Source organism: Maribacter sp. Hel_I_7, from assembly GCF_000688315.1.
GTDB lineage: Bacteria > Bacteroidota > Bacteroidia > Flavobacteriales > Flavobacteriaceae > Maribacter > Maribacter stanieri.
In genome coordinates, this window is record NZ_JHZW01000002.1 from 1,872,532 (window position 1) to 1,887,767 (window position 15,236).

A 15,236-nucleotide genomic window follows, 5' to 3' on the forward strand; every position below is an offset into this window, starting at 1 on the left:
AATAACAGTTTTATAATAAATTCAAATTAATTTTTAACCAAATCTTTTTTATTAAACCTTAAATTAAATTAAAATCATGGCACAGTCAAAATCCACAAAAAAATTATTTAACATGGCCTACGGCCTAGGAGCATCAGTTGTAATTATCGGTGCATTATTTAAAATTCTTCACTGGGAGTTAGGTCCATTAAATGGTGGTATTCTTCTAGCGATAGGTCTTATAACAGAAGCACTTATTTTTGCGATCAGTGCATTTGAACCGGTAGATGACGATTTAGATTGGGCATTAGTATACCCAGAATTAGCTGGTGGTGAAAGCAGTGCACCTAAAAAAGCACAAGCGGCTACAGAAGTTAAAGAAGCAGAAGCATCTTTATCTAAGAAATTAGATGATTTGTTAAAAGAAGCTGGTGTAGATGCAAGTCTAATGGAAAGCTTAGGTTCTAGCATTAAAAACTTTGAAGGTGCTGCTAAAGGTATCGCTCCAACAGTTGATGCAATGGAATCTACTAAGAAATATTCTAGTGAAATGGTTCAAGCTGCAGCTCAAATGGAGTCTTTGAACAGTCTTTATAAAGTACAATTAGAAAGTGCAAGCAAGCAAGCTTCAGTAAATGAAGAAGTTGTTCAAAATGCAAGTGCACTTAAAGATCAAATGGCATCGTTATCTACAAACCTTTCTTCATTGAATGGTGTTTACGGTGGTATGTTATCTGCAATGAGTAAAAACTAATTTGGATTTTAATAAAACCCAAGTCAATTATTAATTAAAATCTAAAAAAATAAATCCATGGCAGGAGGAAAAAATTCACCACGTCAGAAGATGGTCAACTTAATGTATTTGATCTTCATCGCAATGTTGGCGTTAAACATGAGTAAAGAGGTATTAGCCGCATTCGGTATAATGAATGAAAAGCTAGAAACTTCAAACGCAATGACAACCGCAAGTAACGAAGCGTTCTTAGGTAGTCTGGAAACTAAAGCATCTGAAGATGCAGCTAAATATGACAAGCTGTACAAGAATGCTCAACAGATTAAGTCAATGTCTCAAGAGTATTATGATTACTTAGAGGGACTTAAAACTGGAATGACAGAAGGTCTTGAAAATCCTAAGGATTATGCAAGAATGGACATGTCAGATTACTTAGATCAAAAGTTCTTTCAAGGAGACAACCTTTCAGAAGGTGGTAAAGAGTTCTTAAAAAGACTTACTGATTATAGAGATAATGTTGCTAAAATTGTACCAGCTTCTTTAAAAAGTTCAGTTATCGATCGTTTTCAAACAGGAAACGCTGAAGGTAAAGTTCAAGCTAAAGATGGTATGCAAGATTGGATCAACTATCACTACGAAGGGTATCCTTTAATTGCATCTATTGCAAAGTTAACTGCACTACAAGCAGACGTTAAAGTTACTGAAGAAGCAGCTTTAAAATCTATGCTAGAAGGTGAGCTAACAAACCAAGTTTCTTTAAAGAACTTTGCAACTTCTCTTTCATCTACTAAATCTGCATACTATGCAGGTGAGAAATATGATGGTAAAATCATTATCAGCAAAACTGATAATTCTTCTACTCCTGTAAGAGCGGAGTTGACTTTAGATGGTAGAAAATTATCTGAAGGTTCTGATTACAAATTAGAAGCTGGTGGTGTTAAAATGTTGATTGGTTCTGGTTCTGCTGGTGATCATGAAGTAAAAGGTACTATCTACTTTAAGCAAGACGGTGAAGAAATTCCTGTTGAGGTTAAAAATTCTTTCGCAACAATATCTAAGCCTAATGCTGCTTTGATTGCTGCTGATAAAATGAATGTTGTATATAGAGGTGTTGCTAACCCAATGTCTATCTCTATACCAGGTATACCAAATAACAAAGTAAGAGCATCTGCTCCAGGTCTTAAGGCTGTAAGTGGTAGTAAATATGTAATGACTCCAGGAACTGGAAGAAACGTTACTATTACAGCTTCAGGTACTTTGCCAGATGGTCAAGCTGTATCTTCTAAGTCTGAGTTTAGAATTAAAGATATTCCAAGACCAGAAGGTAGCGTAAGTAAGCAAACAGGTAGTATTAAACTTCCAAAAAGGAATGTTGAGATCGCTACGATCGGTGCTGGCTTAGAAGACTTCGATTTTGATTTAAACCTTGCAGTAAGCGGATTTAAATTTAAAGTACCAGGTCAACCAACTGTTTCTGTAAGAGGAAATAAAATGGATAGTAAAGCAAAATCAGCTTTATCACGTGCTAAAAGAGGAGATATCGTTCAAATATTTGATATCGAAGCTTATATCACAAATAATAAAAGTTACAAGTTGAAGAAAGTTTCTCCAGTAGTTGTGGAGATTACAAACTAAATAAGTAGAATGATACCGGGTAAGCCCTATGGTTTTACCCGGTTAATTTTAAAGTGAAGCAAACATGAATTGGAAAAATGTTTTAGTAATGGGAGTGGTAACTATGTTACCTTTATCAATGATGGCCCAAGCAAATGTATTGAATGCTAAAAAACCAGATGAGGTTGGTATTCGTACAGAAGCGCAAAAAGCTGTGGATAACGATGCTCCGTTAGAATATGGTTATGTAGATGATAGGGATATACTTTGGTCTAAAACTTTATGGGAGACCATAGATTTAGATGAGAGAGTTAATTTCCCATTATATTATCCAACAGATACTATGGATATTGGCCCAGATAGAAGGTCATTATACCACGTTCTAATTAAAAATTTAAAGAGTGGAAAATTAGAAACTTATACAGATTCTTATTTCACTAAAAAAAGATCTTTTGATGATTTAAAAGATGCCTTACAAATGGTTGATACTCTAGATTACGGGTATGAGCAAATGAATGCAGGAGAAACTGTTTCAGAAGAGTATATTACTCGTAGAAGTATTTCTGCAGCTGATATTGAAGAATATCACGTAAAGGGAATCTGGTATTTTGATAAGAGACAGGGAGAATTGAAATACCGTCTTTTAGGTATTGCTCCAGTAGCGCCAGATGTTAACTTTATGGATGATGATAATCCAGATATGGTAGAACTTTTCTGGGTATGGTATCCAGATGCACGTGAAATGTTACACGAGGCTAAAGTATTTAATTCACAAAATTCAGCTCAGCCTATTTCTTTTGATATGCTGTTAAATGCAAGAAGATTCGATGCGGTTATTTATAAAGAAGATAACGTACAAGGCGATAGAAAAGTAGATGACTACATTGCTGACAATGCTTTGTTCCAGTTGTTGGAAGCAAAACGTATTAAAGAAGCAATTAGAGATAAGGAACAAGACATGTGGGCTTATTAAGCTTACTGAAAATCCAATTCACATAAAAAAGGCTCAATCGAAAGATTGGGCCTTTTGTTTTTGTATTAGGTTTTATTCAATTGTCATTACATTTGCGACATGGTAGATTATATGGTAGTAGGACTGGGTTTGGCCGGAACGACATTTTGCGATACCCTTCGTAGAAATAACAAGACATTCGTTGTTTTTAATGATAGGTCTCAAACATCGTCTCGCGTTGCTGGAGGTCTTTATAATCCTGTTATTTTAAAGCGTTTTACACTGTCATGGAGGGCAGATGAACAGCTGCCTATTGCTACTGATTTCTACACAAAGCTTGAAAATTTTCTAAAAGTACGGTTTGATGAAAAGCTGAATGTATTGCGCAAATTTGCCTCAATAGAAGAACAGAATTTATGGTTTGAAGCAGCTGATAAGGAAAAACTGAAACCTTATTTAGATACTACATTGGTGAAAAATGAGAATTTAGGACTTAAGGTTCCGAACGGATTTGGTAAAGTTCTTGAAACTGGAAAGTTAGATACGAAGTTTCTTTTTGATAGTTATGAGACATGGCTACAGCAAGAGAATCTGTTATATTCAGAAACATTCGATTACGACCAGCTTCTAATCGATTCAAGTTTTATTGAATATAAAAATATAAAGGCTACGAATATTGTGTTCACCGAGGGCTATGGATTAATGCAGAATCCGTATTTCAATTATTTACCAATGCAAGGGTCAAAAGGTGAGTATCTAGTCATTAAGGCAAAAGACTTAAATGAATGTAATATCATAAAATCATCCATATTTTTAATTCCTTTAGGTAATGATTTGTATAAGGTTGGTGCAACCTATAATAGAGGTCAAAAGGATAATAAGACTACCGAAGAGGCAAAAAGAGAACTAATGACTAAGCTAGATAGTCTTTTAGATTGTACTTATGAGGTTGTTGATCACGAAGCAGGAATGCGCCCTACGGTAAAAGATAGAAGACCATTGATTGGTCAACATCATGAATATCATAATTTATGGGTATTAAATGGTTTTGGTTCTCACGGTATTACAATAGCGCCTTGGGCTGCAAGATTACTATATGACCGCATTGAGTCTAATGTGTCATTACTGGAAGAAATAAATATAGCACGTTTCACTTAAGCATGAGTTTTTTTAATTGTTGCCTTAGCATCATAGCTAATGAAAAAATTGATCCAGATATTTCTAGATAATCTCATGATAATAGGCATAAAAACAATCATGGTTATGACGATGGCGATAAACGTCTCTATAAGGTCTGCACCTATAAATAAATAAGCTATAACAAATGCAGCTACGGCAAAGGCAATTCCCACACCATAACTCACATACATAGCACCATAAAAGAACGACGGTTCAATTTTATATTTGAGGTCACAATGACCACATCTCTCATGCATTTTAAAAATTTTACCCATATGATAAGGGTTTTTGTCCAAATACATGCTTTCTTGGTGACATCTTGGACAACTTCCTGTTAAAATACTGTAGAGTTTGTTTCCTTTTTTTAACATTTGCAAAACTTTACACTAAGGTACGATTTTAAGATATTTTTCAGGTCGTATATCTACAGTTACAAGAATAATTTAGCTTAAAAATTATCAGAATTAAAAATGAGGTTTTTAAGTAACTATAAGAATAATTAGAATTTATGTTAAACGTTCACAACCTATCAGTCTCTTTCGGAGGAGAATACTTATTTGAAGAAATTTCATTTCGTTTAAATGGGGGTAATAGAGTAGGGTTAGTAGGTAAAAATGGGGCGGGAAAATCAACCTTATTGAAATTATTGAATAAGGATATGGCTTTGGATACCGGTGTAATAGCGGTAGAAAAGGATATTAAAATTGGATTTCTAAGACAAGATATTGATTTTGTTCAAGGTAGGTCGGTTTTAGAAGAAGCATACCAAGCATTTGAAGAGATAAAGGCATTAGAGTTGAAACTTGATGAAATCAATCATCAGTTGGCAGAACGTACAGATTATGAATCAGATTCGTATAGTCAGCTTATTGTAGACTTAAATGATGTTAGCCATCACTATGAAATATTAGGAGGGTACAACTATCAAGGAGAAACAGAAAAGATTTTACAGGGTCTAGGTTTTAGAAGAGAAGATTTTGATAAGAAGACAGAAACGTTCTCTGGTGGATGGCGTATGCGTATAGAGCTTGCTAAATTATTATTGCAGAGTAATGATGTATTGCTTTTAGATGAGCCTACCAACCACTTGGATATTGAATCTATTATTTGGTTCGAGCAATTTTTGAATAATTATACCGGTGGGGTTGTCATTGTATCTCACGATAAAATGTTCTTGGATAATGTAACAAATAGAACCATAGAAATTTCATTGGGGCGTATTTATGACTATAACAAGCCGTATACGGAGTACTTGGTGTTAAGAAATGAAATTAAACAGCAACAAGTAAACGCTCAAAAGAATCAAGAGAAAGAAATTCAGCAAGCAGAACGATTAATAGAAAAGTTTAGGGCAAAATCGACCAAAGCTTCAATGGCCCAGTCTTTGATTAAAAAATTAGATAAGATAGAGCGTATAGAGGTAGATGAAGATGATAACAGTGTTATGAGTCTTCGTTTTCCTATTTCGGTTACACCAGGTAAGGTAGTGGTAGAAATAGAAGAACTTTCTAAAGCATACGGTAGCAATTTGGTGTTGAATGATATTAATCTACTTATAGAACGTGATAGTAAAACTGCTTTCGTAGGGCAAAATGGTCAAGGTAAATCTACTTTAGCAAAGATTATTGTTGGTGATTTGAAGTATGACGGACATTTAAAGCTTGGGCATAACGTACAAATAGGATATTTTGCTCAAAACCAGGCAGAGTATTTAGATGGTAACAAGACTATTTTAGATACCATGATAGATGCTGCCAATGAAAAGAATAGAAGTAAGGTAAGAGATATTTTAGGATCCTTTCTATTTAGGGGAGATGAAGTGGATAAGTATGTAAAAGTACTTTCTGGTGGCGAGCGTAACCGTTTGGCACTTGCAAAAATGTTATTACAACCTTTTAATGTTCTGGTGATGGATGAACCTACCAACCACCTTGACATTAAATCTAAGAACGTTCTAAAACAAGCCTGTTTAAATTTTGAAGGAACTTTAATATTGGTATCTCACGATAGAGATTTTCTACAAGGTCTTACTAATAAGGTCTATGAATTTAAAGATCAAAAAATTAGGGAGTATTTAGGTGATGTAGATTTCTATCTAGAGCAGCGTAAGGTTGAAGATTTTAGAGCTATTGAGAAAAAAACAGCAGTTGTTGCAGAAAAGACAAAATCTAAACCATCTAATTCTTTTCAAGATCAAAAGAAATTAAAGAGTCTAAAAAATCAATTAAGTTCTATTGAGAGTAAAATTGGTTCTCTTGAAAAAGAAATAAAAGAGATAGACCATAACCTTTTGGTAGATTACGATGCTACCATTGCAAAAGCTAATTTTTTCGATGGTTACCAAGCGAAAAAGAAAAAGCTCGAAACACTTATGAAAGATTGGGAAATTCTTACAATTGATATTGAATCTTTAGGGTAAGAAGCAATTACTTCACATACGTTTTTAGTGTTTTCACAACAAGTTCTGCTACTTTCACAACAAACAGGGGTCAATCAACGATAAAATTTCAGTTTTCAACGTTATTAGTTGAAATTTGTAGGATAATTCTTAGTAATAGAATTTGCCAAACCACCATCACATGAAAAAACTATACTATTTAAGTTTCAGTTTATTATTTCTGACAACAGTTTGCTTTGCAGAAGTCTCTAAAAAAGAGAAGAAAGCTTTAGTAGATCTTTATGAATCTACCAATGGAAACCATTGGGTTAAGAAATGGGATTTAAAAACTCCGGTTTCTCAATGGCACGGTGTAACTGTTGAAGATGATAAAGTAGTAGGGATTAATTTATTCCACAATAATCTAATGGGATCAATTTCTTCAGAAATTGGGAATTTAGAAAATTTAAAGGTGCTGAACCTTGCGTTCAATTCTCTTACAGGAGAATTGCCTTCAGAAATAGAGAACCTATCTAATTTAAAAGTATTGAAATTAGAAATGAATAGGTTTAATGGTGAGTTACCTGATGGTATTGGTAGTTTATTACAATTAGAAGAACTTTCAGCTTTCAATAATTTCTTTACTGGTGAAATTCCTGCTACGGTAGGTAATCTAACGGGCTTGAAAGTATTAAATCTTTCTAGTAATGAATTTTATGGAGATATACCAAGTTCATTAGGTGCATTATCTCAATTAGAAACTTTGGGTCTTTTTGAAAATAGATTAGAAGGCGCTATCCCAAGAGATATGGGCAAATTAAGTAAGTTGAAAGAATTGGTTTTGGCCAATAACAGACTTATTGGCGATATACCTAATGAGTTTTCCCAGTTAGCGAGTTTAGAAGTATTTCAAATACAGAACAATAATTTCAGTTCTTTTAAAGCTTTAGAATTTTTAGAAACGAAAGAATATTTAGTTTTTGATTATGACAAAGAAGACAGAAAATTAGAATTTAAAGATATCAACTTCAGTAAGACCAGAATGGCAGACACGAAGTTTGAAGATATAGAAGAGTAAGAGTAGTTTACACTTTTAGTTAGTTTGGTGAAAGAAAGAGATGTTGAACAGCATCTCTTTCTTCTTTTTGAACATTAACGTTCGTAAAGTATCATAAATGTATTTTTTGCACGTTATGGTATAAGTGCTTTTTACGGCAGTACTTTTAAATGACAGTGCTAAGACGAAAAGTGTTATTAAAAATGTCCCCAAATAATTTAACTTTTTCATTATGAAAAACATAATTAACTATACCTGCTTCATGCTCTTTTTGGCTTGCAGTTTTGCAGTTAATGCCCAGCTACCAAAAAGTGAGAAGCAATATTTAATAGAATTCAACAAAAGTACACTTGGTGAGCAATGGCAGAATAAGTGGAACTTACAGGCGGATCCATCCTCTTGGTATGGTGTAGAGATTACAGACGGTCATGTAACCAGTTTAAAGCTATACCGTAACAATTTAAAAGGTGCAATACCAGAAGGTATTTCTGCACTTTCAAATTTAAAAACGCTGAATCTTGCTTTTAATACTATTGAAGGTAATTTACCTAAAGATATGTTTCAATTAGAAGCATTGACCTCTGTACGTTTAGAAATGAATAAGCTGACAGGTACATTACCTCAAGATTACTCTAAAATGAAGAGCTTAGAAGAGTTGTCTATGTTCAATAATTTATTTCAAGGAACTATTCCTGAAGGAATTGGAGAAATTTCAACCCTTAAAACTTTAAATTTATCTAGCAACTATTTAGAAGGTAGTCTTCCTAAGTCAATTGAAAAATTAGGTAATCTAGAGCGTTTGGAGTTATTCGGTAATAAATTAGCAGGTGCCATTGAAGTAGATTTAGGGCGTTTGGTTAATTTAAGAGAATTGATTCTATCATATAACCAGTTTGAAGGAGATATGCCAAGTGGTATGGCTTCTTTGAGCAATCTTGAGTTTGTGCAATTGCAAGGCAATGATTTTAGATCATTAAATTCATTGTTAAGAATGCAAAGTACAAAACTAGCTGTTTTTGATAGTGATGATGAATTTTTAAACATGAAATTCGGAACTACAGAAGCAAGTAGAACACGTATAGTAGATACTAAATATGAAGACGTAAAAAGAAATTAAAAAACAATATAATATTAGGTAAAGGGATGTGAAAGCATCCCTTTTTTTATATAGATAAAACAAAAATCACGGTGTTTTTTGTGATTACTTTAACCATTGTTCCGCTCAATGTCAGAATGGATTTTTTGTAGTTTCGCGAACGATTAATTGATTTCCAAAAGTTTCTAGTTAAAATCATTATAAAATACTCGTTCTGTTTTAACACTATTTTGAATGTTTACACAGATGAAAGAAATTTATTTTGGTTTTTTGGAAGCTTGATTTTTTAAAGGATGTTCATTAAGTATTATACTGGTTTAAACTGATATTGGTTCAAAGTCGTTTCACTTCTGAATTTGGTCGTTTCATTTAATTAGCATAATCCTTAAGAATATTTAAAACTATTTTTGATTCTGTGTTTTTTGAAATACGCTTATAAATTATAATAAAATGCGAAAGATTATTTTTACCGTACTAGGTATTTTACTAATTGTAGTATCCTTTTTTTTAGCGGGGTATATTGTTGATAGTAAAAAAACATTCAAGCCCAAATCTGAGAAAATTGTGAAAACAGTTTTTACAGAAGTAGTTGAAAATGGTACAGTGCCAATTGTAGTATCTGCAAATGGTAATTTAACAGCTAAGCAACGTGTAGAATTATATGCTGAGGTTCAAGGTGTATTTAAGAAAGGCAGTAAGTTGTTTAAAGAAGGGCAGGCTTTTCGTCAAGGAGAAACAATTATAAGTATAGATGCAGATGAATATGCTGCAAGCGTACAATCTGCAAAAAGTAATCTCTTTAATCAGTTAACGGCAGTTATGCCAGATCTAAGATTAGATTATCCGGACATCTATTCCAAATGGCAAGACTATCTTTCTAACTTCGATATGTCTAAAAGCACTCCGGCACTTCCTGAGTTAACTACGGAGAAAGAAAAATTCTTTATATCAGGTAGAGGTATTTTAACTAGTTATTACAATGTTAAGAATTTAGAGCAAAGACTTTCTAAGTATCGTATATCTGCGCCATTTTCGGGTGTTCTTACCGAGACTTTGGTTACAGAAGGTACTTTGGTTAGGTCTGGTCAAAAACTAGGCGAGTTTATCAATACAGAAGTATATGAGTTAGAGGTTGCCATTAGCAAACGTTATACAGATTTGTTGAAAGTAGGCGAATCGGTAGAGCTAACCAATTTAGATGATAACAGCACATATAAAGGTAAGGTTACTAGAATCAATGGTAGTATTGATCAAGCGACCCAAACCGTAAATGCATACATAGAGGTAGAAGATAAAAATCTAAGGGAAGGCATGTACTTAGAGGCAGATCTTGATGCTAAAAAAGAGGAGAATGCTATTGAGGTCGATAGAGGACTATTATTGGAAGGCAACAAGATTTTTATTGTAAGAGATTCTATACTTGATGTCATTGACGTAGAGCCCGTTTATTTTTCGGATAAACGTGTAGTTCTTAAAAACGTTCCCAATGGTGTTACTATAGTGTCAAAACCAATAAGCGGAGCTTATACGGGTATGGCAGTGAAAATTTATGCTGAACAACCAGAAAATACAAAAGGATAATGCGTAAACTGATAGAATATTTTATTCGGTATCATGTTGCCGTTAACGTTGTAGTAATTTCTTTTGCACTTTTCGGTATCGTTGGTGCAAAGGCATTAAAGTCATCTTACTTTCCCTTAACGGATTCTAAGAACATTGCTATTACTATAACCTACCCAGGTGCTTCACCACAAGAGGTGGAAGAAGGTATCGTTCTTAAGATAGAAGATAACTTAAAAGGTTTAGAAGGTGTTGATCGTGTAACCTCTACGTCTAGGGAGAATAGTGGTACAATTAACGTAGAAATCGAGAAAGGCGAGAATATCGATTTTATGTTGTTGGAAGTGAAGAATGCGGTAGATAGAGTACCAACCTTTCCAACGGGTATGGAGCCTCTGATAGTTTCAAAGTTAGAAACTGTTCGCCAAACCATATCATTTGCCATAAGTGGTGAAAATATTCCGTTGGCAACATTAAAAAGTGTAGGTAGGGAAATTGAGAATGACCTACGTGCAATGGACGGTATATCTCAAATAGAGATTTCTGGTTTTCCAGATGAGGAAATTGAAATTGCAGTGAATGAGAATGATCTTTTGGCATACGGTCTTTCGTTTTCAGAAGTAGCAAGTGCAGTTGGCAATGCCAATATACTTGTAACCGGTGGTAATATTAAAACTGATGCCGAAGAGTATTTAATTCGTGCCAATAACCGTTCGTATTATGGTAGTGAACTAAATAATCTTGTTGTTAGGGCAGATCAATCTGGTAACGTAATACGTTTAAAAGACGTGGCAGTGGTAAGAGATCGTTTTGCCGAAACACCAAATGCAAGTTATTTTAACGGTAATTTATCTGTTAGTGTTTCTATTACAAGTACTAATAATGAAGATCTTATTTTAGCGGCGGATCAGGTTAATGAATATGTTGACGAATTTAATGAGAAGTATAATAACATTAAGTTAGATGTTGTTTCTGATCAGTCTACGACACTTAACCAAAGAACACAGTTATTAACGGAGAACGCCATAATGGGTATGGTGTTGGTATTGATTTTCTTGTCACTGTTCTTGAACACAAGATTAGCATTCTGGGTGGCCTTTGGTTTACCGGTAGCATTTTTAGGAATGTTCGTTTTTGCTGGTTTTTTTGATGTAACCATCAATGTATTATCATTGTTTGGTATGATCATCGTAATCGGAATTTTGGTAGATGATGGTATTGTAATTGCTGAGAATATCTACCAGCATTATGAAAAAGGGAAATCACCTGTTCAAGCAGCTGTCGATGGTACTATGGAGGTATTGCCTCCAATTATTTCTGCTATTATAACTACGATACTAGCCTTCTCAATTTTCTTGTTTTTGGACAGTAGAATTGGAGAGTTCTTTGGTGAAGTATCTGTTATTGTAATCTTGACGCTGGTAGTGTCATTAGTGGAAGCCTTAGTTATTTTACCTGCTCACTTGGCGCATTCAAAAGCATTACAGCCAATAGATAATAAACCAAAAAGCGGATTCGCAAATGCATTTGCTAAACTTAGGGTTATCAACGAATTTGGAGATAAGCTAATGGTTTGGATGCGTGATAAATTGTATACACCGGTATTACGCTTTTCTATGAAGTACAAAATATTTGTATTTTCTGTAATTGCGGCATGTTTTATATTGACTTTAGGGTCTGTAGGTGGTGGTATTATTAGAACTGCGTTTTTTCCAAGAATTGCCAGTGACCGTGTAGGTATAGAATTAGAGATGCCAAATGGTACTAATGAAAAAATTACAGATTCTATTATTTCATTAATAGAAGAGAAAGCCAAGATTGTCAACCAAGAATTGACAGAAAGGTATATTGTAGGCTCAGACAAAGAAGTATTTGAAAATGTTATCAAAAGATTAGGTCCTGGATCTTCTTCAGCGGTATTGACAATTAATCTATTACCAGGTGAAGAAAGACCAAATGAGATTTCTGCCGATATGGTAACCAAAAGGTTAGAAGAGCTTGTTGGTCCGGTATTGGGTGTTGAAAGTTTAATATATGGTTCTGGTGGTAACTTTGGTGGGTTACCAGTTTCTGTATCGTTATTAGGTAACAATATAGAACAGCTTAAAGCTGCTAAGACTGAGTTGAAAAGTATATTGACTAAGAACCCAAGGTTAAAGGATATTGCCGATAATGACCCGGCGGGTATTAAAGAGATTCGATTAACATTAAAGGAGAATGCTTATTTGTTAGGTTTAGATTTACAGACGTTAATGAATCAAGTTCGTGCGGGCTTCTTTGGGGTACAGGCACAACGTTTTCAGCGATCACAAGATGAAATTAGGGTTTGGGTACGTTACGATAGGGAAGAGCGTTCTTCGATATCTAATTTAGACGATATGCGTATTGTAACCCCTACTGGTGAACGTGTTCCATTGAGTGAAATAGCAGATTATACTATTGTTCGTGGCGATGTAGCCATTAACCGTTTGGAAGGTAGAAGAGAAATTCAGGTTTCTGCCGATATGAAAGATGTAAAGGATAGTCCAACAGAAATAATGACTGAAATACAGAATGTACACATGCCAGAGATACAATCTAAGTATCCAACAGTAAGTGCGTCTTATGAAGGTCAAAATAGAGAATTAGAGAAATTAACTGGTTCTTTGAAATTGGTAGGTTTCACGGTAATACTTTTAATCTACATCACTATTGCATTTACGTTTAGAAGTTTCAGTCAGCCATTAATGTTATTGCTTTTAGTGCCATTTAGTTTTACAGCGGTAGCTTGGGGACATTGGATCCATGATTTCCCAATAAACGTACTTTCTATATTGGGTATCATTGCATTAATAGGTATTATGGTGAATGATGGTCTGGTGCTCATTGGTAAGTTTAATTCAAACTTACGTGAGGGTATGACATTTGATAATGCCATTTTTGAAGCTGGTAAGTCTAGGTTCAGGGCAATTTTCCTTACATCTGTGACAACAATTGCAGGTTTGGCGCCACTAATGTTAGAAACAAGTAGACAAGCACAATTCTTAAAACCAATGGCAATTTCTATAGCCTACGGTATTGGTATTGCAACGGTACTTACATTATTAATGTTACCATTGTTTTTGTCTTTCAGTAATAATCTAAAAGCACAGAATAGATCATTTGCTTCTGGTCATAAGATTACGAAAGAAGAAGTGGAAAGAGCAATTAAAGAAAGAAAAGAAGCCGCCCATTTAGAAGGTCATTCGCAACATGCAATTGAAGACGGTAATCATCAAGACCAAATAGAAGGTTCACAATCACATAAGAATATAGATAAGTTGTAATGAGTAGATTTAAATTCATCATATTATTAGTATTTCTCCCTGTTTGTGTAGTTTTTGCACAAGAGAAAACCCTGTCTAAAGAAGAAGCCGTTATTAAGGCTTTGGAGAATAATTACGGTATTGAAATTGCCAAAAATCAGGTGGACATTGCAGATAATAATGCAAGCCTTTTAAACTCGGGATATTTGCCTACGTTGACAGGTACTGCTGGTGCAACGTACAATACTAATGATACTACTACTGAGTTTCCGGGTCAATTTAATGAAGATGGTAGCGATAGGGGTAATATTGAAGTAAATGATGCGGAAAGCCAAAGGTATAACGCAGCTTTAAATCTTAATTATACTTTGTTTGATGGTCTTGGAAGATTTTATAATTACAAGAGATTAAAAGAGCAGTATCAATTAAGTACATTACAAGCTCGTGAGACTATTGAAAATACCATGATCCAAATGTTCAGTGTGTATTTTGAAATTGCTCGTTTAACCGAGAATAGAAATGTACAAAAGCAGGCATTGGAAATATCAACGGATAGAATTAAGAGATCCGAGTATTCTTTTGAGTATGGGCAGAACACTAAGTTAGATATATTGAATGCTCAGGTTGATCAAACCAATGACAGCATCAATTTATTAAATACGGAACAACAATTGGCGAATGCTAAACGCGATTTAAATGTGGTATTGAACCAAGATTTAAATACGCAGTATCAGGTAGATACCACCATTGTTTTCTTACCTAAATTTCAGATAGTAGAATTCATGGATCAGGCAATGACGAATAACGTTGCCATGCTTCAAACGGAATCTAATTTGAGCATTAATGATTATGATATTAAGGTTAGCAAGTCTGGGTATCTACCAACATTAGACTTAACAGGTTCTTATGGTTGGAACAGAAACCAAAATGCACCATCAGCTTTCTTAACAGGGGCTGTATTCCCAGGTACCAATTCAATTGCCAATAGTATCTCTTTAGGCGCAAGTCTTACTTGGAATCTTTTTGATGGTGGTAGTACAACGGTAAGTGTAAAAAATGCAAAAATCACCTATGCCAATCAAGAGTTATTGCGCAAGCAGGTAGAATTAGAAGTAAATAGAGATATGCAGAATGCGATGGCATTGTATGAGAATCTATTAAAAATATATCAAATTCAAGAACAGAATGTATTTACAAACCAAAACAATTTTGAACGTTCTCGCGAGCAGTTTCAATTGGGAAGTATTACATCTATTGAGTTTAGACAGGCACAGATAAATTTATTGAATGCCCAGACCAATAAGAATTTGGCAAAGTACGATGCAAAATTGGCAGAGCTTCAATTACTGCAACTTACGGGTCAGTTATTAAATATAGAACTGTAGGTAGTATAGTAACTTTAAGA

At 34.3% G+C, this 15,236-nt stretch carries 11 protein-coding genes; 10 read left to right on the plus strand and 1 reads right to left on the minus strand.

Annotation, left to right across the window (positions count from 1 at the left end; all coding sequences use genetic code 11):
- The first annotated feature begins 76 nt into the window (after positions 1-76).
- From gldL to P178_RS0109680, 4 genes are all read left to right on the plus strand, one after another.
- Positions 77-733, plus strand: coding sequence for a gliding motility protein GldL (gldL, locus tag P178_RS0109665; RefSeq protein ID WP_027066044.1), 657 nt, complete (start codon positions 77-79; stop codon positions 731-733).
- A gap of 57 nt (positions 734-790) precedes the next feature.
- Positions 791-2,347 (plus strand): gliding motility protein GldM, encoded by a 1,557-nt coding sequence (gene gldM / locus P178_RS0109670; RefSeq protein ID WP_027066045.1) that lies wholly within the window; start codon positions 791-793, stop codon positions 2,345-2,347.
- 64 nt (positions 2,348-2,411) lie between these two features.
- Complete coding sequence (gldN, locus tag P178_RS0109675; protein WP_027066046.1) at positions 2,412-3,299, plus strand: gliding motility protein GldN; 888 nt, start codon at positions 2,412-2,414, stop codon at positions 3,297-3,299.
- A gap of 99 nt (positions 3,300-3,398) precedes the next feature.
- Positions 3,399-4,436, plus strand: a complete 1,038-nt coding sequence (locus P178_RS0109680) for an NAD(P)/FAD-dependent oxidoreductase (protein ID WP_027066047.1) — start codon at positions 3,399-3,401, stop codon at positions 4,434-4,436.
- On the opposite strand, the gene P178_RS0109685 is transcribed toward P178_RS0109680, so the two are convergent.
- Positions 4,433-4,828, minus strand: a complete 396-nt coding sequence (locus P178_RS0109685; protein WP_036146004.1) for a DUF983 domain-containing protein — start codon at positions 4,826-4,828, stop codon at positions 4,433-4,435. The genes P178_RS0109680 and P178_RS0109685 overlap by 4 nt on opposite strands.
- 137 nt (positions 4,829-4,965) lie before the next feature.
- Here P178_RS0109685 and P178_RS0109690 point away from each other — a divergent pair, with 137 nt between their 5' ends.
- The 6 genes from P178_RS0109690 to P178_RS0109715 all read left to right on the plus strand — a co-directional run bounded on the left by P178_RS0109690 (position 4,966) and on the right by P178_RS0109715 (position 15,216).
- Positions 4,966-6,876, plus strand: coding sequence for an ABC-F family ATP-binding cassette domain-containing protein (locus P178_RS0109690; RefSeq protein ID WP_027066049.1), 1,911 nt, complete (start codon positions 4,966-4,968; stop codon positions 6,874-6,876).
- A gap of 160 nt (positions 6,877-7,036) precedes the next feature.
- A complete protein-coding gene (locus P178_RS0109695) occupies positions 7,037-7,912 on the plus strand; it encodes a hypothetical protein (RefSeq protein WP_027066050.1) in 876 nt (291 codons plus the stop codon).
- A 211-nt stretch (positions 7,913-8,123) separates the two neighbouring features.
- On the plus strand, positions 8,124-9,008 hold the full coding sequence (locus P178_RS0109700; protein ID WP_036146006.1) for a hypothetical protein: 885 nt from the start codon (positions 8,124-8,126) through the stop codon (positions 9,006-9,008).
- A gap of 429 nt (positions 9,009-9,437) precedes the next feature.
- Positions 9,438-10,568, plus strand: a complete 1,131-nt coding sequence (locus P178_RS0109705; RefSeq protein ID WP_027066052.1) for an efflux RND transporter periplasmic adaptor subunit — start codon at positions 9,438-9,440, stop codon at positions 10,566-10,568.
- A complete protein-coding gene (locus tag P178_RS21715; RefSeq protein WP_081819413.1) occupies positions 10,568-13,852 on the plus strand; it encodes an efflux RND transporter permease subunit in 3,285 nt (1,094 codons plus the stop codon). Before P178_RS0109705 ends, P178_RS21715 begins: the two co-directional genes overlap by 1 nt.
- The gene (locus P178_RS0109715; RefSeq protein WP_027066053.1) at positions 13,852-15,216 is read left to right on the plus strand and encodes a TolC family protein; all 1,365 of its coding nucleotides are present in this window, start codon (positions 13,852-13,854) and stop codon (positions 15,214-15,216) included. The genes P178_RS21715 and P178_RS0109715 overlap by 1 nt, the downstream gene beginning before the upstream one ends.
- The last annotated feature ends 20 nt before the right edge of the window (positions 15,217-15,236 follow it).